The following is a 22,350-nucleotide window of genomic DNA, read 5'->3' on the forward strand; positions in this document are numbered from 1 at the left end:
ATCGCCAACAACAGCGCAAGCAGCACGCCGCCGACAAACAGGAAATAACGGGCTACGGGCATCAGTCTTGCTCCCCCCGCGCGAGTACCGCGCGGCTCATTCGCCCAACGGGCGATATAGCGATTAGTTCCTGGTCAACCGCCAAGGTTCAAAGGCGCCGGTCACATTTTCGGGGGTGAGACGTGAGTTCGATCGCACAGGTTAAATTAAATACGGCTGGCGGTCACCAGTGAGCATTTCGCCTTATTTGCGTTGACGTTGACGAACCCGACCAGCACGCCGGCGTACCGCTTCCGGCTCTTCATGTTCACGGTATCGGGAATGACGCGCCGGCGGTCGGTCAGGTGGCTGCCATCCCGGCGGGTGAAGGTGCAGGCGATCTCGATATCCCTCACCGCGTAGTCATTGGCGTTACGCAGCGTGAAGGTCACTAGCGCTTTCGAGCCAAGCCCGCCCCTTCGCCACGACTGTGAGATAATTTTCAGGCCGTCGAGCGGCGACCTGGCGGGCGCCACGGTTTCCGGCGGCGCGATGTCGAGAGGCGCCTCGGCGGCCGCCGCCGGGTTGGCGGCATCGGAGGGAACGGCTGACGGCGACAGGGTCGCCTGGGTCACGGCCGTATCATCGTTGCGGGATGTGGCTTGCGTGACGCGGGTGACTTCAGGCGACGTCACCGTGGAATGGCCCTCGGCATCGCTCGCCTGCGGGAGCATCAACCATACGGCGCATCCGATGATAGCGATGGCCGGCAGCACGGCGAGCCGTACTTCGGACCTTCCGAACGACCACCCGGCGATTCTCATAGCCGTGCCCTCACCCGGCAGCGCCGGCGATTGCCGCGCCGCGCATGAAAAAAGCCCTACGGGCGTTTTCCCGTACGGCTCTTGTCACGACCGCCGCTGTACGGATCCCGCCGCCCGTCAACAATCATCCAGAGGAGAAATGGTTTCATGCCACCTCGACAATATTGCGGCGGCAGCGCAAGGCTCGCGGGATGGAATTGTGGATGCCTCGCAGCTAGATTGGCTGCGCCGCATCACACGCCGGCTTTAGAGGCGCAACAAGAACAATAGGGAGATCGAGATGTCGACCGTTAATTGGGCAGTTACCTGGGACCACGTCCATTTGCGCAGCCCCGATCCCGAAGCGACCGCGGCCTGGCTGGAAGACGTTCTGGGCGGCGAGATCGTCCGTGGCCCAGGGCGGATCGATGTCAAGCTCGGCGGCGCCAACATATTCATCGCGCCCGTCACCGCCGGCGATGGCGTCAACACACCGCCAGTGACGCCCTATCAGGGGCTCGACCACTTCGGACTGACGGTGAAGGACATCGACGCGGTCGCCGCCGAGATCAAGGCCAAGGGCGTCGAGTTCACGAAGGAACCGACCACCATCCGGCCCGGCGTGCGCATCTGCTTCATCCGCGGCCCGCAGGGCATTTCGATCGAGCTGCTCGAGCGCGACAAGAAGTACGCGTGAGCACCGTTTGATCCTCATGGTGAGGAGCGCGGCACGCGCGTCTCCGGACGATGCTGTGCATCGCCGGGCGAACCATGAGGCCACAGGCGGGCCTACATCCTTCGAGACGCCGCTGGCGCGGCTTCTCAGAATGAGGATTGATAGTTGCTCACGTCATCGATCCCGGCATGAAGCAGCGGATGCTCAGTCCCTGATAGCCGCGGATCGGCCACACCATGGTTCGCCCTACCCGGTTCGGCTCGGTGATGACGGCATCCTCGGGCACGTCGTGCCACTCGCCGTCGATGCGAACGCGGTAGTGCCCGCTTTTCGATTCCCAATCCACGTCGCTGACGGCGCTGCCGTCTGCGTCGGAACAGCATGGTCCCTTCCCGCTTCTGAGACTGTCGAACCACTGCTTCAGCGGCGAGTTGGCATAGCGGCCGTCGGGGTCGCGGGCCTCGCCGGAATCGGAAACCACCAGCGGCAATATCAGCAACACCCCGCCGATGATCAGCCGCTCTTTCCAGCGGCCCGCGCGATGACGGCCCGTGGTTTCAAGATTGCTATTCTCTGCATATGGGCGCGGCACGTGGCCGCCGGAATTCATCCAGTTGGTCACCTGTTTCTCTTGCTCCAGCACCCGCCGGCCGGTGCCAAACCGAGCTATGCATTTCGCGGGCCAACTTGAGTCGGTCCACGTCACCTGTCATCCTCGTGTCACGTCGGGGTGGAACGCTTCGAGTTTGCTTCCTGCACGGGAATTGGCAGGCAACCTGACGCGTTGACGGTGCGGGCCACGCTTTGGCATAACCCTTGACACTCGGCCTTGCGTGGGCGCGACGGCCGGCATCTGGGACGTCATGAAGAACGGGCTGTATTCGATCCACGTCACCCTGCTGGATGGGCGCATCGGCAAGGGCAGCGGCGTCATTCTGTTCCGGGACGGCCAGATCCTCGGCGGCGATGCCTATCTGTTTTATACCGGCAGCTACACCGTGAAGGGCGACACCTTCAAGGGCGAGGTGCTGGTGCAGCGGCACACCACCCCGCGCGACAATGACAATCCGCTGTTCGGCGGACCTAATCCGGTCGGCATCGGCGTATCCGGAACCTTCACCGACACCCGCGGCACCATGAATGGAACCGCGCTCGTCGGCAAAGCAAGCCAGATCTTCGGCGCCACGCTGCACAAGCTCGCAGATATCAACTAGCTCGTTCGAACGTTCGCCTACTCCGCCGCCTGCTCCAGCGGCGCCGTTCGCGGCAGGATGATCTGGATGCGCGTACCGCCGCCCGGCTCCGAATCGAGGTCGAGCCGGCCGCCAAGTCGTGTCGTCACGATGCTGTAGACGATGTGCAGGCCGAGCCCGGTGCCGCCCTGATCGCGCCGCGTGGTGAAGAACGGATCGAAGGCGCGGCGGCGGACGTCGAGGCTCATGCCGCATCCATTGTCGGAGAAGATGATTTCGACATTGTCCTTGCCGGATTCCCGTACCTGGATATCGACCGTACCGGGTTTGCCGTCCGGAAAGGCATGCGCCACCGAATTGAGGAACAGGTTGGTGAGCACCTGTCCGTAAGGACCGGGATAGCTGTTCATGATCAGATTGGGCTGACACTCGACATTGAGCGTCAGATTGTGTTTGCGCAGGCCGGGCCGCAGGCTCATCACCACCTGCTCGGTGAGGTCGCCGAGGTCGAAAGAGCGCTGGTCCGAATAATTGCGGTCGGCGGCGACCTGCTTGAACGACTGGATCAGTTCGGCGGCGCGGTTGAGGTTGGCGACGAGCTGCGAGGATGCATCGCGGCTGGTCTCGAGAAAATCGTTCAGGCTCGAGCGCCGCAGCGCGCCGCGGGCGACCTCCGCCGTAAAATTCGACGTCTTGCGCTCCAGCGCGGAGGCGACCGTCAGGCTGATGCCGACGGGATTGTTGACCTCGTGGGCCACGCCGGCCACCAGCCGTCCCAATGCGGCGAGCTTTTCCGCCTCGATCAGCGAATTCTGCGTCTCACGCAAGTTCCGCAGCGCCCCCTCCGCCGCATCCTTGGCCTTGCGCATCTCGGATTCGACTCGCTTGCGCTCGCCGATATCGAGCGCAACCGTGACGATGTTCTCAATCTCGCCGGCCGCATCGAGGATCGGCAGCTTGTTGACCAGCCATTGGCGCATATGGCCGCCGGCATCCCTGTATTCCTCCTCGTAGAAGCCGAGCTCCTTGCCGGCCGCCAGCACCCGCTTGTCGGGTTCGTCGGTCTTTTCCGCGCCGTAGCGCGACATCAGCTCGGCGGTGGTACGGCCGATCGCATCTCCCGGTTCGACCCCGAAAATGCCGGCCATATAGCGGTTCATCAGGACGTAGCGGAGCTGCTTGTCCTTGACGTTGATGACCGCAGGCACGGTGTCGATCACCATTTGCAGCAAACGGCGGCCTTCGGCGATCGCATCCTCGGCGCGTTTCTGGTCGGTGATGTCGCGCACCGTGCCCTCGTAGCGAATGATAACGCCGGCCTCGTTGTGCACGGCGCTCGCGCTGTCCGAGAGCCAGAGCACTGAGCCGTTGCGCGTGCGAACCTGGTACTCGTATTCACGGACCATGCCGTCGCGCTGCATCAGCCGCCCGTATTCCGCCCGCGCCTCGGGATCGACGTAGACGGTATCGGCGATGTCGCCGATGCCGCTGATCAGATCCTGCGGCGTGGCATAGCCCATCATCCGTGCCAGCGCCGGGTTGGCGTTGAGCAGCGCACCGCCCGGCGTCGTGACGTAAATTCCGTCGACCGAGGACTCGAACAGCTTGCGGTAACTTTCCTCGGCAAGCCGCTGTTCGGCGAGCGCGCGCACCGCCGCCTCGCGCGCAGTATCGGCATCGACCAGCGTCTGCCGGAATACTTCGGCGGCACGGGCAATGTCGCCGATCTCGTTGTCCACGTCGGTCGCGGGGATCGAGGCGCTCTTCTCGCCGCCGGCCACCGCACGGATCGAGGTTGCGATCGCGGCAAGCGGACGCACGGTGCGGCGAACCACCAGCAGCGAGGCAAAGAGCCCGATCAGGACACCGGCGGTGCCGAGAACGATGCTCTGCCACTTGGCTTCGGTCAGCGTCCTCGCAAAATCGCGGGCGAGCACACGGCCCCGCCGATCGCTGACGTCGCGCAACAATTCCGTCACGCGCTGGATCAGGCGACCCTCCGCACCCAGCACTTCCTTGTCTATATCGGATATCTGCAGTTCGCGGGTCGATATGTTGGCGATCCCCAGCGCATAATCGTCGACGATCGCGCGCAGGTTCGGATCCACGATCGTCAGGGAGCGCATGCTTTGCGCTGCTTGTTCGGCCGCCGACGGGTTATGCGCCAGCAGTGCTGAGGCGATCCGGCTCTGGCTCTGAAGCAATGCCGATGCGATCGCGGGATCGAGCGCCTCGGCAACTGCGGCATCGAATTTCTCGCGCAAGGGCGGCAAGGCGACGATCAATTCGGCGCGGCGGTTGATCAGCGCGGAAATCCGCTCGATGCCGCTGCGGTAGGTCGCCAGGCGCTCGGTGACGCCGTCGATCATGTCCTGCTGCTCGGGAGCGAGCTCCAGCCGCGTCTTCTTGAGGACCTCGCCGAGTGCGGTCGCGGCCTCGCCAACCTGGACCGACTGGTTGCCGGGGTCGGTGACGAAATCCCGCGCGGCGAGCCGCAATTCGTTCATGCGGCGGTCGATATCCTCCGCCAGATCGCCGACGCTCTGCAGCCGCTGCAGCTCGGCAAAGGTCGAATCGATATGGCGGATGGCGATGACGCTGGCGGTCGAGGTGATGATGATCACCGCCAGCACCAGCATGAAACTGCCGAATGTCAGTTGGCCGATCGAAAGCGAGAACGATCGCGGCGGCAGCGAATTCGGCGGCGTTTCAGCGGTCATGTTGGTCGGGGCCAGGCTCCTATAAGGCGCAATATACGATGTATTTCGGGCCGTGGGGAACATGTCGAAATTGGCCAGAATCGGCCTTCCGGGCCCGGCCGCAGCCGCAGCCAGCGGCGCATTAACCTTGCCGGGGCTACCCGCGGACCGTGAGGCGGTTTGCGAGCGTCAACCGACCGAGCCGACCTCGAACACCTCGCCGTCATAGCCGGCTTCGAGGGGAATGCGGAGCTGGCGGCCGCCATTGTTCCTGGTCATGACCGGCGTGACGGTAACGACGGATTTGCCTCTGGAGGCGTCCAGCGCCGCCTTTACGCTTTGCTGCTTGCCGAGCTTGATCAGGTTGCGGGTGGTCGGGAACGGCAGCTTGAAGCGCCCGCTCTCGCCGCCTTCCAGCGCCTCGCGTGGCGAGACCCAGATCGAATCGGTGGACTCCTTGCCGTCATGGGCGCCGACCTGTTCAGGCGGCGCGGCGGCGAGGAAGAACCAGGTGTCGAACCGCTTGGGCATGCCCTCCGGCGTGATCCAGTGCGCATAGGGCACGAGTTCGTCGAGCGCCAGCACCATGCCGTTATCGGAGAGCACCTTGAGGAAGCTGATCTTGCCGTCGCAAAGGTCGGCGCGATGCGCCGCTTCGATCTCGCTGGCGCGCTTGGCGTCGACCAGCGCCTTCGATCCTTTCGGCCGCGCCAGCAGGATGCCGCTCTCCTCAAAGGTTTCGCGGATCGCGGCGATGCGGAAGCTGAGTGTGGCCTCGTCGAGCCCCTCGCCGCCCGAATAGAGTTCTGATGTCGCGATGATCTCCTTGTCGCCCTTGTCGACACTGCCGCCGGGAAACACCAGCGCGCCCGAATTGAAATCGATCTCATAATGGCGAACCATCATGAAGATCTCGATCTCCTTGGCGTCAGTGCTGTCGCGGAGCAGCAGGATGGTGGAGGCGGGACGCGGGGCGACGGCTTCGGCCATAACAGTTTTACTCCTCAGGTCCTCATCCTGAGGAGCGGCCTTCAGGCCGCGTCTCGAAGGATGATTGTGAAGCACCAGGGCTCGTGGTTCGAGACGCCGCTTCGCGGCTCATCACCATGAGGGACAATCAACCCGCCGCGCTGGATTGCGGCTGCAGATTGGCGCGGCGATCGACGCGCGCCACGCGCGACAGCAGATAATCGACTTCAGCCTTCGCGGTCGCCGTAATGATGGCGCCGGGCTTGCGCTGCGCGCTGGAGGAAATGATGCCGCGCTTCTGCAGCACATATTTGCGCACCGACAGGCCCGCGCCGGGCTGCTGCTCGTAACGGATCAGCGGCAGATGCGCGTCGAACAGATCGTGCGCAGCGTCGCGCTTGCCGGCCTTCGACAGTTTGACGACGTCGATCAGCAGTTCAGGGAAGGCGTAGCCGGTCATGGCGCCGTCAGCGCCGCGCTCCATTTCGAAATCGAGGAATAGTCCGCCATTGCCCACGAGAATGGAGAGCGGCCGGAGCGAGCCGTCCTTCTGGAAATTGCGGAGCGTGGTGATCTTCTCCAGGCCCGGCCAGTCCTCATGTTTGAGCATTACGCAGGACGGCGAGTCCATCACGATCTTGCGGATTACGGCCGGTGTGAAGATGACGTTGAGCGTCAGCGGATAATCCTGCAGCACCCAGGGGATCTCGTCACCGATCGCTTCCTGCGCCTGTTTGAAATAGCCCGTGATCTGGTCGTCGGTCCGCAGATGCGGCGGCGGCGCGATCATCACGCCGGCTGCTCCCGCATCCATCGACGCCTTCGCCAGCGAGCGCATCGAGGCAAAACCCGGCGCCGAGACGCCGACGATGATCTGCATGTTCTTGGCGCGCTTGACGAAGCGGATCGCAACCTGCTCGGCCTCGGCGGCGTCGAGTTTGGGCGCCTCGCCCAGAATGCCGAGCACGGTGACGCCGTCGCAGCCGACTTCCGCATAGAAATCGGTCAGGCGGTCGATGGATTTCTCGTCGATCCGGCCGTCATCGTGGAACGGGGTCGGCGCGATCGCGAAGGTGCCTGCGGCCTGGGCGGTGAGTTTCATAGTGTGGGCCTCTTTTTCTCTGCATCGTCATTCCGGGGCGATGCAAAGCATCGAACCCGGAATCTCGAGATTCCGGGTCTGGTCCTTCGGACCATCCCGGAATGACGTTAAAACTAAAACCTTCGCGCGCCCATCTTGACCTGTTCTTCCGAGAAGAAGATCTCCTTGGCGTGGGTCACGATATCCTCGGCCTTCCACCCCGTGAACGGGGGTTTCCAGCCTTCCATTTCCATCATCCGCATCTCCCGCACGCCGCGCGGGCCGGAGACGCCGAGCACCTTGCCGGTCTGGTCGCCTGACAAGTCGCTGACCATGTATAGCACGGCCGGCGCGATGCCGTCCGGCCCCAGGGCGGCGCCGGGGTTTTCCTTATAGCGCGGCAGGTCTGCGGTCATGCGGGTCAGCGCGCCCGGGGCCAGCGTCCAGATCCGGATATTGTATTTGCGGCCCTCGATCGCCAGCACGTTCGACAGTCCCCAGATACCGCCCTTGGCGGCGCCGTAATTGGTTTGGCCGAAATTGCCGATCAGGCCCGAGGTCGAGGACGTGTTGACGATGACGCCGCCGCCGTTTTCGCGCATCCATTTGAACACCGGCTGGGTGCAGCAAAAGGTACCCTTGAGGTGAACCTTGATCACCTTGTCCCAGTTGGCTTCCTTGGCCTTGGCAAAGGTCTCGTCAAGCAGGATGCCGGCATTGTTCACCAGGATGTCGGAGCGGCCGAAATTCTTGATGGCGTCGTCGAACACCGACTGGCCGCCGGCCATAGTCGAGATGTCGGAGCCGTTGGCGACGGCGCGGCCGCCTTCGGCCTTGATCGCATTGACCACCTGCTGCGCCATCGAAACGTCGGCCCCGGAGCCGTCGCGCGGTCCGCCGAGATCGTTGACCACGACCGCCGCGCCCTCACGCGCGAACAGTTTGGCGTAGGCTTCACCCAGCCCGCCGCCCGCACCGGTGATGATGGCTACCTTGCCGTCGAGCAGTCCCATGGTGTTTTCTCCCACGTTAATTGCTGTCATTCCGGGGCGCGAAGCGAACCCGGAATCTCGAGATTCCGGGTCTGGTCCTTCGGACCATCCCGGAATGACGGGAATGTTAGCCCAGCACCGTCTTACCGCTCCTGATCACCGTGACGCCCCTCGCCTTCACCTTGGCTTCGAACGAGACGATGTTGCCATCCTTCCACAACTCCATCGTTACGGTCTCACCAGGATAGACCGGCGACGAAAAGCGCGCGACGTGTTGCTTGAAGGCGGACGGGTCGTAGTCGGCGTAGGTCTGCAGCACGCCGCGGCAGGTGATGCCGTAGGTGCACATGCCGTGCAGGATCGGCCGCGGAAAGCCGGCCTTCCTGGCGAACTCGGGATCGCTATGCAGCGGATTGCGATCGCCGCAGAGGCGATAGACCAGCGCCTGGTCCGGCCGTGTCGTGATATCGACGATCTGGTCGGGCGTGCGGGTCGGCACCTTGTGCGGCTCGGGCTGGCCCTCCGAAGGGCCGCCAAACCCGCCATCCCCGCGCGCGAAGCGCGAAGCCACCAGCGTAGCCAGCTTCTCGCCGTTCTCATCTTTCAACACCGTCTGGTGGCGGATGACGGCGCCCTTGTCCTTGCCCTTGTCGAAGACGTCGAGCACGGTCGAGTCGGCCGTGATCTTCGCCGCGCTCGGCAGCGGCTTGTGGAAGGTGATGTCGCGCTCGCCATCGACCACCATCACGCGGTTGAGATTCATTTCGCCGGGACCTGAGCCCCACGCCGCCACCGAGGCGAAGGTCGGCACGACCTTCAGCGGACGCGGCGTCAGCGTGCCTTCGTTGACATAGGCGAGTTCTTTCTCGTCCATGGGATCGGCGCCCATGCCGATGCCGTAGGCGTAAAGCATCACCTCACGGTCGGTATAGGCATATTTCTGGCCGAGATTTTTCAGGGCCATGAGCTGTTCGTAGTTGATGGGCATTCGCTTCTCTCCGGAATCTTCTTTGCGGTGCTCGTCGCAGTGCCCTCTCCCCTTGCGGGAGAGGCTACACCGGCACCGAACACAAACTCGCTTGGGAGAGGGGTTGCCTCGGCAGATACATCTCTCTCGTGGAGAGATACCCCTCTTCCGGCAGCTTCGCTGCCACCTTCCCCCGCAAGAGGGAAAGGTGCTTTTTAGGCTTAGGCCGCGGTGAAGAACGGCAGCGGCGCGCCGTCGGTTGGCTTGAACACCACCTTCACCTTCTGGCCGATCTTCAGGCTCGTTAGATCGCAATCGACGATGTTGGTCTGCAGCGACGGTCCTTCCTTCAGCGTGACATAGGCGATCGCATAGGGACCAGTCGGCGATTTGCGCATCAGGCTGTAGGTGTAGATCGTGGCTTCACCCGAGCTTTCTTCCCACACCGTCTTGTCGGAGAAACAGAACGGGCAGATCGAGCGCGGGAAGTAGTGCGCCTCGCCGCAAGCGGTGCAGCGCTTGATCATGAACTTGCCGGCCTTGGCCGCTTCCCAGAACTCTACGGTTTCCGGATTGGTCACCGGCGCCGGATACTTTTTCGTTTCAGCCATCACACGCGCTCCAGAATGCAGGTTGAGGCGGCGTGACGCACGCCGAGAAGTCCGCCGGTACCGTGGGCAATCGCGAGATCACAATTCGGCACCTGCACTTTTGGATGCGCTTCGCCGCGCAATTGCCGGACGGCCTCCAGGATTTTCGTCATGCCGCCGCGGTTGACCGGATGGTTGCTGCAGAGACCGCCGCCGTCGGTGTTGAACGGCAGCTTGCCGACGCCGGAAATCAGATTGCCGTCGGAGACGAACTTGCCGCCCTCGCCCTTCTTGCAGAAGCCTAGGTCTTCGAGCTGCATCAGCACGGTGATGGTGAAGCTGTCATAGATCGAGGCGTACTTGATGTCCTTCGGCGTAACGCCCGCCTCCTCGAAGGCGCGCGGGCCGGACCAGACGCCGGCGGAATAAGTGAGATCGAGATCCTTGCCGCCGCGCGGCCCCTTCATCGCCTCGCCATGGCCGATCAGCCGCACCAGCGGCTTCTTCAGGCTTTTCGCGATTTCCGGCGTGGTCACGATCATCGCGCCGCCGCCATCGGTGACGACGCAGCAATCCATCCGGTGCAGCGGGTCCGAGATCATCGGCGAGTTGATGACGTCCTCGACCGTGACGACATCTCTCAGCATCGCGTGCGGGTTGTGCTGGGCGTGATGGGAAGCCGCGACCTTGATCCAGGCGAGCTGCTCGCTGGTGGTGCCGTAGTCGTGCATATGGCGCATGGCACACATGCCGTAGGCATTGTGCGTGGTCGCGCCATAGGCCACCTCGAAATCGGCCTCCGCGCCGGCCGCGCGCGGCGGCATCGGTCCGGTGCGCGGCTTGCCGGCCAGCGTCACCAGCGCGATCGAGCATTTGCCCGCCGCGATCGCTTCGGCGGCATGGCCGAGATGGATCAAATAGGAACAGCCGCCGGTCTCGGTGGAATCGACGTGGCGCACCTTCAATCCGAGATAATCGACCATCGGCCAAAGGCCGCCGGGGGCGTCGCCGGCGCAGAAATAGCCATCGATATCGGCTTTGGTGAGCCCGGCATCCTCGATCGCACCCTTGGCGACCTCGGCATGGAGCTGCGCAGTTGATTTGTCGGGTGCGTGCCGGGTGGGATGCTCGTATATCCCGGCAATGTAGGCTTTGCCCTTGATGGTCAAATCGTTCTCCGTTGGCGTTTCTTCTTCCGGGTTTTTTTCTGGCCTGTCGCCGCCCCCTTGGCAAGCGCCGAAATATTCCGCAGAGCGAGACAGTAGCGACTAGACTCAACTCGGGATGATTATCGGCGAAAATCGTATCAGGCCGCAGCCGCGGATATGCCGGTGCATTCTCGCGGCGCGACGCGCCCGAGTTGTGCCTGCTCGCTTGCCCCCTCCATGATGAGAGGGCGCAGGGAAGACCGGGTGCGCGCTGCACCCGCGGTCTCGTGTGCAATGTGCACAAAGAAGTGCGCACACGAGCATACAGGTCCAGCGGAGAGCATCCGGCCTTCCCTGCGCAATGGTTTGACGGCTTATGGCGCGCTCTTCCCGGAGACGAATTCCTCTTGCCTCCGTCGCTGCCGGATTGACGACCGATCGAACCCGGTTGGATTCAAAAAGCCTCCGCCAGCTTGACACCAGCCACGGGTGCCAGAACCACACGCTTTTGCCGTACGCAACAACGCCGCTCGTCCTGCGCGGATCGATCGCTCACAGCCCCAAGACCAGCTTGAGGCCGCCCTGCAATGCCTCGCGCGCGCAACGCCATCGCGTCCACCGCAACCCGCACTCCACGTATCGTGACGACGCGTACGCCCCTCTTCGATGAGGCGGGATGGCGCGAAGATGGAGCTGATTTGGGGGAAATGAGAAGCGATATGTTTTTGCCGCGCCATCTGGACGACCCAAATCGCCTTGAAATGGCTGGTGAAATTCGTGTTTTGGCGCAGCGGTTTTCGCGGCGTTTGCGTTGGTATGGCGCGCAGTCATGGACCCAAACGCTTGCCCATTGCCGGCACGGGCAAATCAGTCGGCGCGCAAGGCCGACGTCGGCTCCGCACGAAAGACATGATCCTGTCTCAACCAATTTGAGGGAACCGCATGCAACCGTGGGGTGATACTGTGTGCTCGGGACGTTGACCGCCCTCGCAAACTTTTCGCTCAAAAAGAATTGGAGACGACGCCCATGTCGAGACCTGATCCACGTCCAACACTCGATGCGCCGGACGAAGATCCCTACCTCTGGCTCGAAGACATCGAGGATCCTCGGGCACTTGAGTGGGTTGAGGCGCAGAATACGGCGACGCTGAAGCTCTTTGGTCAAGGGCAGACTGCGGCCGACCGGGATCTGCTCAAGGCGATCTTCGATCGCCCCGACAACATTCCCTATCCAACCCGGGTCGGCGGGCAGTTGTTCAACCTGTGGCAAGATGCCGGTAATCAGCGTGGCCTTTGGCGGACATGCAGCACGCTGGAAGGCTTCCGCCGTGAAGCTCCCGCTTGGGATGTCCTGCTCGATCTCGACGTGCTCGCTCGCCAGGAAAACGAAGACTGGATTCTGACGAACACTTCGATCGTACCCGGCACGCATGACCGCGCCATCCTCAGCTTGTCACGCGGCGGAGCCGACGCTGTCGTGCTGCGCGAATTCGACATTGCCAAGCGCGACTTCGTGCCGAACGGCTTCCATCTTCCCGAGGGCCACAGCTCGTCCGTCTGGCTCGACCGCGACACCCTGTTGCTGATATCGGCGGTGGGACCGGATATGGCGACCACGTCAGGCTATCCGCGCACAGTTCGACTTTGGCGCAGGGGAAGCGACCCGCTCTCGGCCCCTGTCATTTTCGAAACGCGGCCCGATTCCGTCTATGTCTACGCCGGGGTTGACCGGGATAGCTCTCAACAACCCTTATGGTTCGTCGACAAGCCGGGCATCATCGACTCCAACGTCTGGATCGGTGATCGTATGGGGCCGAAGACGCGGCTCGACGTCCCCAGCGACGCTTGGCTATCCTGGCAGCGGGGTTGGCTGGCGGTGAAGCCGCGCACCCCTTGGAACATCGCGGACAAGACCTACGGGACGGACGCCGTCATAGGCATTTCCTTTGCAGCCTTCCTGGCCGGCGACCGGCGCTTCACGACGCTATTCGAACCTCGTGGCCGGCGCGCGTTGCAAAGCTTCTTTTGGTGCGGCGGCCGCTTGGTCCTGTCGATCCTCGATGACCTCAAGCCTGTCTTCGAGGTGTTCAGCCCAGCCGACGGGGCCTGGTCACGAGAGTGTGTCACGGGGCTGCCTGATCTCGGCACCGTGTATGTCTGGCCTTTCGACCGCGAGTCGGAAGAGTCGAACGGGGATTTGCTCGCGAGCGCTCAGGACCCGCTGACGCCGCCATCGCTGTTCGTCGTCGAGCCTTCGGCAGCACCGGTCCTGCTCAAGCAGGCCCCGCACGCTTTCGATCCGACAGGTCTTGTGACTACACGCCACGAAGCGGTGTCAAGCGACGGCACGCGCGTCCCCTATGTGCAGGTCGGGCCGCCGACCGAGACCGGGGACGCGCCTGTGCATCTCTACGGTTACGGCGGCTTCAACATCTCGTTGCCGCCATTCTACAACCCGACGGTCGGGAAGCTCTGGCTCGAACGTGGCGGCACCAGCGTGATTGCACATCTGCGAGGTGGCCGTGAATTCGGCAACGACTGGCACGAGGCCGCACGTCGAGAAGGCCGGCGCCTTGCCCATGACGATTTCGCAGCCGTGGCTGCCGATCTCGTGCGCCGAGGCGTCACGCGCGCCGGCCGCATTGCGGCCGAGGGCGGATCGAACGGCGGCTTGCTGATCGCCAATATGCTCACGCGATATCCGGATCGCTTTGGCGCACTGCTCTGCAGCGTGCCGGTCATCGATATGCGCCGGTATGCCAAACTGCTCATTGGCGCGGCCTGCATCGATGAATATGGCGATCCCGACAAGCCCGAAGACTGGCAGTTCCTGGCCCAGATGTCGGCCTATCACGTCGCGTCCCCCGGCAAGCACTACCCGCCGATCCTGCTCGTCACCAGCCGCCGTGACGATCGGGTTCATCCGGGACATGCCCGCAAGATGGCGGCCAAGCTGCAGGCGATGAGCTATGAGGCCCATTTCTACGAGCCTGCCACAGGCGGCCACAGCTCTGGCAAGGACCACAGCGAGCAGGCTGCCCTCATGGCGCTCGAACTTTCCTTTCTCCGACGCGCAATTGGCTGGGAGCGGTGAGAGCGCACGGCGTCACGGCTCTCGTGCCCCGGACGCAGCGCGGCAGCGGTGCGCTGCTGAGCCGGGCCTATGCGGTGAGATGAGTCCCGGCTCTGCGACGCAGCGCTTAGGCGCTGCACCGCGTCCGGGACATGAGAGTTACTCCGCCGCCACCGACGATGTTCGCCATAGCCGGGGCGATGCGCGCTTCGCGGGCTTGACGGCGGAGACTCCAGTCACACCATGATCGGCTTACAGCGCCTTGGTCCGCCTGAGCAGCCACCATGTCAGTGCTCCCGCGGCGATCACCATCAGAAGCGCGTACCAGGTGCCGCCATCGCCGTCCTGGAACGGCATGTCCTTGGTGTTCATGCCGAAGAAGCCGGTGACCAGCGTCGAGGGCAGCATGCATGCGGTCAGGACCGACAGCGTGAACAGGCGGCGGTTGGTGATCGCCGTCATGCGGCCGGCGATCTCGTCCTGCAGCAGCCGCGCGCGCTCATAGATCGCGCTGAACTCGTAGTCGAGCGCGTCGAACTTCTGCGCGAGCTTGCGCATCGCCGACAGCAGAGTTTCGGATTCGACGTCCTCGCGCGTCTCCATGCGGTGAAACAGCGCACGAATCTGCGAGAGCTGCCGCCGCGTGCGGATCGCCTGCAGGCGCACGCGGCCGAGCCGCAATCGCTCATCGTCGATCTCGTCGTGCAGCACATGATTCTCGACGATGTCGAGCTCGTCGCCGAGGCTCGCCGAATAGCGTCCGATCACATCGGCGAACTGGTCGACGATCGCATCGAACAGCGACACCGGGGTGGGAAACTTGCGGCCGCCATCGATCGCACGCCGTGTCAGCTCGATCGCGCGCAGCGGCTTGCGCCGGGCAGTGATCATCAGCTTCGACGAGATCGCAAAGTGCACCCGCAGGAGATCGTCGCCCTCCTGCATGAACTCCTGATGCAGGTCGGGCAAAACGCCGGCGATCTCCTCGTCGAAGATATCGAGCCGGATATGCTCGTCGGCATCGATCAGGGTCTCGCGCGCGACATCGGACAGCCGCGCACTCCCGGCGAGCCAGTCGTGGCAGCGACGATTGGACAGATTGAAATGCAGCCACAGCCAGCCGTGCGGATCGGCGAGTTCTGCATCGAGGTTGGCGACATCGAGCTTCGTCGCGGAGCCGTCGCCCACGAAGCGATAGGCGGAGATGATGCCGATATCGGCGAGGGCCTGGTCCATCCGCTAACCCGTTGCTGGTGTGAAGCAGGCAATGCGTCAACGCAGTGACAAGCTGATGGCGACTACACCCCATCCAAGCTCTGGAGACAACCCCGTAGGGTGGGCAAAGCGAAGCGTGCCCACCATTTGGCACCGCGATCGTTGAGCGATGGTGGGCACGACGCTTCGCGTCTTTGCCCACTCTACGCAGCGACAAACCTCATCCTGAGGAGACCGCGGAGCGGTCGTCTCGAAGGATGGCCGCGAGCGAGGTCGGGGCCTCATGGTTCGAGACGGCGCTTCGCGCCTCCTCACCATGAGGGTTAGAACCCTACTCCGCCGCCAACTGCCGCGGCGCGGGTGGCGGGTTGACGAGGTCGGTGGCGAGTTGCGCGTGGCGGGCTCTCGCATCCGCAACAGCCTTCTCCTTGACCGGGCCGTAGCCGCGGATGCGATCGGGCAGCGAGAGAATTTCGACCGCGGTGTCGTGGGCGACCGGCGACAGCAGGCCGAGCACGGTGGCGACGTCCTTTTCATAGCCTGCGATCAGGTCGCGCTCGAGCTTGCGGTCGGCGCTGTAGCCGAAGATGTCGAACGGCGTGCCGCGCAGGCTGCGCAGTTTTGCCAGCGTCCGGAACACCGGCATCATCCACGCGCCGAACGCGCGCTTCTTCGGGCGGCCGAGCGCATCGAAGCCGCCGCCGAGGATCGGCGGCGCCAGATTGAAGTTGAACTTGAACTCGCCTTCGAACTGATCGCGGAGCTGCTTTTCGAAACGGCCGTCAGTGAACAGCCGTGCGACTTCGTACTCGTCCTTGTAGGCGAGCAATTTTGCGTAGTTGATCGCAACCGCGCGCGGCAACGCATCGCCATAGCCGCCATCGGTGGCGGCGTCACGGACACGCTTCACGAGACCCCGATAACGCTTGGCGAGCGCGGCGTTTTGATATTCGGCGAGATGCGCGCTGCGGTGGGCGATGATCTCGTCGAGCGACATCGCATCCAGCGTCTTCGGCGCGACCACTTCGTCCTGCCCCTTCATCATGGCTTCAAGCCGCGCCGGATCGGCGGCGGCGAGACGGCCGAGCTGGAAGGCTTGCGTGTTCATCTTGATCGAGACGCCGTTGACCTCGATGGCCTGCAGAATCGCCTTTGCCGACAGCGGCAACAGGCCTTTCTGATAGGCATAGCCCAGCATCATGATGTTGGTGGCGATGGAATCGCCAAGCAGCGCTTCGGCCGGCTTGGTGAAATCGTAGAACGAGGAATCCTTGCGCAGCTCGGTCTCCAGCACGTGGTTGACCTTGCGGCTCTGGAAATTGAAATCGCGGTTGAGGATGAAATCGGCGGTTGGAATGACGTGAGTGTTGATGACGCCGACGGTGCGGCTGGCTTCGCAGAGCGTGATGGTGTCCTTGGCGGCGGCAACCACCTCGTCTGCGGCCATCACGAGATCGGCGGTGCCTGTGACGATTCGCGAGCAGGTGACGTCGGCGGTATGTTCAGAAAGACGAACGTGGCTCAGCACCGCACCACCTTTTTGCGCGAGGCCGGACATGTCGAGGATCATGCTGGCCTTGCCCTCGATATGCGCGGCCATGCCGAGCAGCGCGCCGATCGTCAGCACGCCGGTGCCGCCGACGCCGCCGACCGCGATGTTGTAGGGCCGTTCCAGCGAGGGGAACGAGGCAGGCTCGGGCAGATCGCCGATATCGCCAAAACCTGTACCATCAAGGTTTGCCGGCGCGCGGCGGCGCGGCTTGCCGCCGTCGATGGTGACGAAGGACGGGCAGAAGCCCTTCAGACACGAATAGTCCTTGTTGCAGGTCGACTGGTTGATGGTGCGCTTGCGGCCCATCTCGGTTTCCAAAGGCTCGACCGAAATGCAGTTCGACTGCACCGAGCAATCGCCGCAGCCTTCGCACACCGCCGGATTGATCATGACGCGGCGCGCCGGGTCCTCCATCAAACCGCGCTTGCGGCGGCGGCGCTTTTCGGCGGCGCAGGTCTGCACGAAGACGATCGCCGAGGTGCCCTTGAGCGTGCGGCAGGTCATCATGACGTCCTGAAGCTCGTCACGATGCGCGGTCTTGACGCCGGGCGCGATCTCAGACGCCGGATAGGCGTCGGGGTTTTCCGAGACCAGATAGATGTTGCGGATGCCTTCGGCGTGAAGCTGGAAAGTGATCTGCTGCGGCGACAATTCACCGTCGACATGCTGGCCGCCGGTCATTGCGGTCGCATCGTTGTACAGGATCTTGTAGGTGATGTTGGCGCCGGAGGCGACCGCCTGGCGGATCGCGAGGCTGCCAGAATGGAAATAGGTGCCGTCGCCGAGATTGGCGAATACGTGCTCTTCCTTGGTGAAGGGTGCGACGCCGACCCACGGCACGCCTTCGCCTCCCATGTGGGTGTAGGTCTCGGTGTTGCGGTCCATCCATAGCGCCATGAAGTGACAGCCGATGCCGGCAAAGGCGCGGCTGCCTTCCGGCACCTTGGTCGAGGTGTTGTGCGGGCAGCCCGAGCAGAAATACGGCGTGCGGGTGACCGGTGCCACCGCCTGCATCTGGGTCGCCTGACGGCCGTTGAACCAGTCGGCCTTGGCGCGGAGCATCGCGGCGATTTCAGGATTGAGATTAAGTCGAAGCAGGCGTTCGGTGAGCGAGCTCGCAAGCGAGGCGACCGAAAGCTCCGCGGCGAAGGTCAGGAAGCGTTTGTCGTGATCGTCCATCTTGCCGACGATCCGCGGGCGGACGTCGTCACGCCAATTGAACAGCTCCTGCTTGACCTGATTTTCGACGATCTCGCGGCGTTCTTCGACGATGAAAATCTCTTCGAGGCCGACGGCGAACTGCCGCACGCCTTCCGGCTCCAGCGGCCAGGGCATGCCGATCTTGTAGAGCCGAAGCCCGATCTTGGCGGCGACCTCCTCGGTAATCCCGAGCTCGCGCAGCGCCTGACGGATGTCCTCGTAGCTCTTGCCTGACGCCATGATGCCGTAGCGGGCATTCGGCGAATCCATGGTGACGCGGTTGATCTTGTTGGCGCGCGCAAAGGCGATCGCGGCATAGCCCTTGTAGTCCTGCAGGCGCAGGTCCTGTGCGTAGCGGTCGTCCGGCCAGCGCAGATTGAGGCCGCCCGGCGGCATCTCGAAATCTGTCGGGATCGCGAACGGCGTCATCTCGTCGGTGAGATCGATCTCGGCGGTGGTCTCGACCGTCTCGGTGATCACCTTCATGCCGACCCAGCAGCCGGAGTAGCGCGACATCGCGATACCCAGCAGGCCCATCTCGATCATTTCATGGATGCTGGAGGGATAGAGATACGGCATCAGCGCGGAGATGAAGGCGTGGTCCGACTGATGCGGGACGGTCGAGGACTTTGCGCCGTGGTCGTCGCCGGCAAGCACGAGCACGCCGCCGTTCTTCGCCGAGCCCGCCGTATTGCCGTGCCGAAATACGTCGCCGCAGCGGTCGACGCCAGGGCCCTTGCCGTACCAGATGCCGACCACGCCGTCGTATTTGGCGCCGGGCGAAAGGTTGAGCTGCTGCGAGCCCCAGATCGCGGTCGCCGCGAGGTCTTCGTTCACGCCGGGCTGGAACTTGATGTTGTATTGTTCGAGGTGCTTGCGGGCGGCAAAAAGCTGCTGGTCGTAGCCGCCAAGCGGCGAGCCGCGATAGCCGGAAATGAAGCCTGCGGTGTTCAGCCCCGCGGCCCGGTCGCGGCGGATCTGCGCCATCGGCAGGCGAACCAGCGCCTGGATGCCGGTCAGGAAGATGTGGCCTGTACCTTGGGTGTATTTCTGATCGAGACTGATCGGACCCTGGTTGATTCCCATTTAAGCCCTCTTTGTCACCGGCGTGAGCCTTGATCGGCGATGCTTTTTATGTAGGCACCTGAACTTGTTAGAACCAGTCTATGTCGGATTTTCCGGCCGACGCACCACAAATCTCGACCCAAAAGCCGCGCTTCCAAAGATCGCAACTTCGTACCGGCAGCAGCAGGGCAGTGTTTCGGTTTGTGTCGTCGGCAAGCCTCGGCGCGAAATGGCATGACGCTCGCCCCTCAGCGCTATAATGTTCCAAGAGGCCAATTGGTGCAGGGATGATGTCGGACGATGCGGACGATTCTCGCCGGCTTGCTTTTGTGCACTGCGCTCGCAGTCGGCGAAGCCCATGCCCAGTCCGAGGCCGAGCCGACCGCTGAGGATATCGCGCGCGGCAAGGCGCTGACCGACGCCGGCGACTGCGCGAGCTGCCATACCGCCGATCCCGCCAAGCCGTTCGCCGGGGGCAAGCGGATCGACACCCTCTTTGGCAGCATCTATGCGCCCAATCTGACGCCGGACCGCGAGACGGGCCTGGGCGCCTGGAGCGATGACGAATTCTACCGCGCCTTGCGCTTCGGGGTGGCGCGCGACGGCTCGCGCTATTACCCGGTCTTCCCCTATCCGAATTTCACCAAGCTGACGCGCCAGGACATTCTCGCAATCCGCGCCTATCTGGCGACGCTGACGCCGATGAGCAATGCAGCGCGTGCGCCCGAACTGCGCTGGCCGTTCAACTATCGCGTCGTCATGCGCGGCTGGAACTGGCTGTTCTTCAAGCCCGGCATTCTGATGCCGGACCAGCAGAAGAGCGCAGAGTGGAATCGCGGCCGCTATCTGGTGGAGGGCGTCGCCCATTGCGGCGCCTGCCATACGCCGAAGAACATGTTCGGCGCGGACAAACGCGGCCAGGCCTATGGCGGCGGGCGGGTCGCGGGCATGTTCGCGCCGCGGCTGGACGGCGCTGATCGCAGCGGCCTGAAGTCCTGGAGCGTGCAAGACATCACTGAGTATCTGCAGAGCGGCCGCAACGCTAAAAGCCATGCTGGTGAGCTGATGTCGGAGGTCGTAGTCAATTCGACGTCGAAGATGAGCGATGCGGATGTGCGCGCCATCGCGGTTTACTTGAAAGATCTGCCGGCAGGCGCGCCGGAGCCGAAGGTCACGCCGCCCTCGCCGGCGCAAATGGCGGAAGGCGAAAAGCTCTATAACGGCGCGTGCATCGCCTGCCACGAAGCCGACGGCTCAGGTGCGCCGCGGATCTATCCGCCGCTGCCTGGCAATGCCAACCTGCAATCCGCTGACGCCTTGAGCACACTGCGCGTCATTCTCGACGGCGCAGAAACCGTGACGACGCCGCGCGCGCCCAACAAGGGATCGATGCCGGGCTATGCCGCGAAGATGACCGACCAGCAGATTGCCGACGTGACGAACTACATCCGCAATTCCTGGGGCAATGCGGCGCCATTGGTGACAGCGGAGCAAGTCGCGAAGGCGCGGCAGGCGAAGTAGCAACCCTCATGGTGAGGAGCGCGGAACGCGCGTCTCCGGACGACGCTGCGCATCGCCGGGCGAACCATGAGGCCACAGACCGGCCTACATCCTTCGAGACGCCGCGGAGCCTTTCATCGGGCGCGCGTTCGCGCGACCCGTTGGCGGCTCCTCAGACGAGGATTGGTATACTGCGCGTGAATTACCGATGGCGGGTAGAGACGAATTCCGGCGTCTCACATTCGGAACCGGAGGGAATCAGCGGTTCCAACATTACGGAGTTGCAATTTTGGCGCGGAACATCCGGTCGCGCCAACTATTAGCTCTGGATTGCTAACGGAGGAACCCATTCATGGCAAACCACCCCAATCCGAACGATCCCTACCGCGCCGGCCTGAGCGAGGAAGAAATCCGCCATCAGGCCCGGCTCAACAATCTCGACAGTGAGTTGCAAGCCGATCCCGCACTCGGCGAAGGCCCTCCGAGCGGCGCCAAGGTCGCCATGTTCGCCGTTGCCATCGCAGTCGTGCTGGGCGCGCTGTTCTATGGTCTCAACAATACTACCGTAAACCAGGCAGGCACTTCGCCGCCCAACCAGACAGCGCAGCAGACGCAGCCGGCCAACCCTACGGCGCCTCCGGGCATGCGTGACGTAACACCGCGCGGCAACAACCAGCCGGGCACCACTACGGGCGCGGCGCCCAATCGCCCGACGGCTCCACCTGAGTCGAGCACGGACAGCAAGCAGTAACAAATCATCATAGGAATTGACGCGCAGCGGGCTAGCCGGCCCGCTGCTTTTTTTATGCGCTAGCGTGGGGCCTCCGGCTTCCTGCCGCGTCCGAGCGCGAATTGACCGACCGGGCCCTCGACATGGAATTCGAGCCCGGTCATTTTTGCAAACAGATCGATGTTGCTGGTGCCGATGGCGCAGCCACCAAGGCCCATATCGGTCGCCGCGAGGTAGAACGTCTGGATCATGCTGCCGACATCCTTCAGGATCAGCGAGTACGCGATTGAGCTGTATTTCCAGGAGATCCGCCCAAAACGTGCCGCGATCGTGATCAGGACCTGCGGCGGACCAGGTGCATCCATGGCAAACTCGGCTGCCGCCGAAAGCGCCTGGAGTTGCTGTGCGGAGACCCCGATCGCTACCAGCGCGTGGCCGCCCGCGTCGTAGTGGTAAAGTCCGCGTGCAAGCCCTTCGCAATTCGAGACCGCCAGATACAATTCCAGTTCGTACGCGCTGCCGGCCGACGGATAGGGTCTTCTGCTGTAGGTGATCTCAGGACTGCCTTCGAAATTCGCGTCGCTCTTCCATTCCGACAGGACGCGGGCTGTGGTGTCGAGAAAGCGCGCGAGTTCTGCGAGCGTGACCGGATTCTCGTCATCGAAATCTCGGACTGAATGGCGTTCGCGCAACAGCTTTGCGAAGGGCGAGATCGGATCCGAGGTAGGCAATTTCCGCAGGTCGATCTCCTTGCCGGGCCAAGGCGGACGCACCGCAGGCAGCGGTGAAACTACGCTTGCATAGGCGAAGGTGCTGCCAACCGGATTGGCCTGTCGGCCCTCGGTACTCCGCGTGTGAAACACGAGATCGTGGAAATCCCAGAGAACGAGATTGCCGTCGCCTTCGTTCACCCGGAGG

Annotated in this window: 17 protein-coding genes; 5 read left to right on the top strand and 12 right to left on the bottom strand. The window is 63.3% G+C overall.

The genetic code is table 11. The annotated features are described in order from the left end of the window. Positions 1–206: 206 nt before the first annotated feature. Entirely contained in the window at positions 207–803 is a 597-nt protein-coding gene (locus CP49_RS10630) for a hypothetical protein (RefSeq protein ID WP_057850218.1), read from the bottom strand. A 280-nt stretch (positions 804–1,083) separates the two neighbouring features. Here CP49_RS10630 and CP49_RS10635 point away from each other — a divergent pair, with 280 nt between their 5' ends. After that, positions 1,084–1,479 carry a VOC family protein gene (locus tag CP49_RS10635; RefSeq protein ID WP_057850219.1) on the top strand — a complete coding sequence of 132 codons (396 nt, stop codon included), beginning with the start codon at positions 1,084–1,086 and terminating at the stop codon, positions 1,477–1,479. 148 nt (positions 1,480–1,627) lie between these two features. Here the strand turns inward: CP49_RS10635 and CP49_RS10640 are convergent, their stop codons facing one another. Then, the gene (locus tag CP49_RS10640) at positions 1,628–2,080 is read right to left on the bottom strand and encodes a hypothetical protein (RefSeq protein WP_057850233.1); all 453 of its coding nucleotides are present in this window, start codon (positions 2,078–2,080) and stop codon (positions 1,628–1,630) included. 241 nt (positions 2,081–2,321) lie between these two features. Here CP49_RS10640 and CP49_RS10645 point away from each other — a divergent pair, with 241 nt between their 5' ends. Further along, on the top strand, positions 2,322–2,672 hold the full coding sequence (locus tag CP49_RS10645) for a GrlR family regulatory protein (RefSeq protein ID WP_057850234.1): 351 nt from the start codon (positions 2,322–2,324) through the stop codon (positions 2,670–2,672). Positions 2,673–2,689: 17 nt separating this feature from the next. Here CP49_RS10645 and CP49_RS10650 read toward each other — a convergent pair whose 3' ends face one another. From CP49_RS10650 to CP49_RS10680, 7 genes are all read right to left on the bottom strand, one after another. Then, complete coding sequence (locus tag CP49_RS10650) at positions 2,690–5,371, bottom strand: PAS domain S-box protein (protein ID WP_057850220.1); 2,682 nt, start codon at positions 5,369–5,371, stop codon at positions 2,690–2,692. A gap of 168 nt (positions 5,372–5,539) precedes the next feature. Further along, positions 5,540–6,340, bottom strand: a complete 801-nt coding sequence (locus CP49_RS10655) for an NUDIX hydrolase (RefSeq protein ID WP_057850221.1) — start codon at positions 6,338–6,340, stop codon at positions 5,540–5,542. A gap of 127 nt (positions 6,341–6,467) precedes the next feature. Then, a complete protein-coding gene (locus tag CP49_RS10660; RefSeq protein WP_057850222.1) occupies positions 6,468–7,421 on the bottom strand; it encodes a dihydrodipicolinate synthase family protein in 954 nt (317 codons plus the stop codon). Between the two features lie 113 nt (positions 7,422–7,534). Beyond that, positions 7,535–8,413, bottom strand: a complete 879-nt coding sequence (locus tag CP49_RS10665; RefSeq protein ID WP_057850223.1) for an SDR family oxidoreductase — start codon at positions 8,411–8,413, stop codon at positions 7,535–7,537. A gap of 106 nt (positions 8,414–8,519) precedes the next feature. Further along, positions 8,520–9,380 (bottom strand): MaoC/PaaZ C-terminal domain-containing protein, encoded by an 861-nt coding sequence (locus tag CP49_RS10670; protein WP_057850224.1) that lies wholly within the window; start codon positions 9,378–9,380, stop codon positions 8,520–8,522. Between the two features lie 200 nt (positions 9,381–9,580). Continuing rightward, entirely contained in the window at positions 9,581–9,970 is a 390-nt protein-coding gene (locus CP49_RS10675) for a Zn-ribbon domain-containing OB-fold protein (RefSeq protein ID WP_057850225.1), read from the bottom strand. Then, positions 9,970–11,118: a thiolase domain-containing protein gene (locus tag CP49_RS10680; RefSeq protein ID WP_057850226.1), complete on the bottom strand. Its 1,149-nt coding sequence runs from the start codon at positions 11,116–11,118 to the stop codon at positions 9,970–9,972. The genes CP49_RS10675 and CP49_RS10680 overlap by 1 nt, the downstream gene beginning before the upstream one ends. A gap of 1,006 nt (positions 11,119–12,124) precedes the next feature. Here CP49_RS10680 and CP49_RS10685 point away from each other — a divergent pair. Beyond that, positions 12,125–14,191, top strand: coding sequence for a prolyl oligopeptidase family serine peptidase (locus tag CP49_RS10685; RefSeq protein WP_057850227.1), 2,067 nt, complete (start codon positions 12,125–12,127; stop codon positions 14,189–14,191). Between the two features lie 231 nt (positions 14,192–14,422). Here the strand turns inward: CP49_RS10685 and CP49_RS10690 are convergent, their stop codons facing one another. Together CP49_RS10690 and CP49_RS10695 are read right to left on the bottom strand one after the other, a co-directional pair. Beyond that, positions 14,423–15,406: a CorA family divalent cation transporter gene (locus CP49_RS10690; protein ID WP_057850228.1), complete on the bottom strand. Its 984-nt coding sequence runs from the start codon at positions 15,404–15,406 to the stop codon at positions 14,423–14,425. Between the two features lie 310 nt (positions 15,407–15,716). Beyond that, positions 15,717–19,223, bottom strand: a complete 3,507-nt coding sequence (locus tag CP49_RS10695) for an indolepyruvate ferredoxin oxidoreductase family protein (RefSeq protein ID WP_057850229.1) — start codon at positions 19,221–19,223, stop codon at positions 15,717–15,719. Positions 19,224–19,502: 279 nt separating this feature from the next. Here CP49_RS10695 and CP49_RS10700 point away from each other — a divergent pair, with 279 nt between their 5' ends. Then, complete coding sequence (locus tag CP49_RS10700) at positions 19,503–20,723, top strand: cytochrome c (RefSeq protein WP_057850230.1); 1,221 nt, start codon at positions 19,503–19,505, stop codon at positions 20,721–20,723. Positions 20,724–21,054: 331 nt separating this feature from the next. After that, positions 21,055–21,453 carry a hypothetical protein gene (locus CP49_RS10705; RefSeq protein WP_057850231.1) on the top strand — a complete coding sequence of 133 codons (399 nt, stop codon included), beginning with the start codon at positions 21,055–21,057 and terminating at the stop codon, positions 21,451–21,453. Positions 21,454–21,512: 59 nt separating this feature from the next. Here CP49_RS10705 and CP49_RS10710 read toward each other — a convergent pair. Then, the coding region (locus tag CP49_RS10710) for a SagB/ThcOx family dehydrogenase (protein ID WP_156438264.1) at positions 21,513–22,350 on the bottom strand (838 nt) is incomplete at its 5' end.

It is taken from the genome of Bradyrhizobium valentinum (assembly GCF_001440405.1).
Taxonomy (GTDB): domain Bacteria; phylum Pseudomonadota; class Alphaproteobacteria; order Rhizobiales; family Xanthobacteraceae; genus Bradyrhizobium; species Bradyrhizobium valentinum.

Bases quoted from the DNA above. Each gene is read 5' to 3' on its own strand.
- CP49_RS10660 (WP_057850222.1), bottom strand. From the start codon at position 7,421: ATGAAACTCACCGCCCAGGCCGCAGGCACCTTCGCGATCGCGCCGACC.
- CP49_RS10670 (WP_057850224.1), bottom strand. From the start codon at position 9,380: ATGCCCATCAACTACGAACAGCTCATGGCCCTGAAAAATCTCGGCCAG.
- CP49_RS10650 (WP_057850220.1), bottom strand. From the start codon at position 5,371: ATGACCGCTGAAACGCCGCCGAATTCGCTGCCGCCGCGATCGTTCTCG.
- CP49_RS10665 (WP_057850223.1), bottom strand. From the start codon at position 8,413: ATGGGACTGCTCGACGGCAAGGTAGCCATCATCACCGGTGCGGGCGGC.
- CP49_RS10705 (WP_057850231.1), top strand. From the start codon at position 21,055: ATGGCAAACCACCCCAATCCGAACGATCCCTACCGCGCCGGCCTGAGC.
- CP49_RS10675 (WP_057850225.1), bottom strand. From the start codon at position 9,970: ATGGCTGAAACGAAAAAGTATCCGGCGCCGGTGACCAATCCGGAAACC.
- CP49_RS10695 (WP_057850229.1), bottom strand. From the start codon at position 19,223: ATGGGAATCAACCAGGGTCCGATCAGTCTCGATCAGAAATACACCCAA.
- CP49_RS10645 (WP_057850234.1), top strand. From the start codon at position 2,322: ATGAAGAACGGGCTGTATTCGATCCACGTCACCCTGCTGGATGGGCGC.
- CP49_RS10635 (WP_057850219.1), top strand. From the start codon at position 1,084: ATGTCGACCGTTAATTGGGCAGTTACCTGGGACCACGTCCATTTGCGC.
- CP49_RS10700 (WP_057850230.1), top strand. From the start codon at position 19,503: ATGCGGACGATTCTCGCCGGCTTGCTTTTGTGCACTGCGCTCGCAGTC.
- CP49_RS10655 (WP_057850221.1), bottom strand. From the start codon at position 6,340: ATGGCCGAAGCCGTCGCCCCGCGTCCCGCCTCCACCATCCTGCTGCTC.
- CP49_RS10690 (WP_057850228.1), bottom strand. From the start codon at position 15,406: ATGGACCAGGCCCTCGCCGATATCGGCATCATCTCCGCCTATCGCTTC.
- CP49_RS10685 (WP_057850227.1), top strand. From the start codon at position 12,125: ATGTCGAGACCTGATCCACGTCCAACACTCGATGCGCCGGACGAAGAT.
- CP49_RS10630 (WP_057850218.1), bottom strand. From the start codon at position 803: ATGAGAATCGCCGGGTGGTCGTTCGGAAGGTCCGAAGTACGGCTCGCC.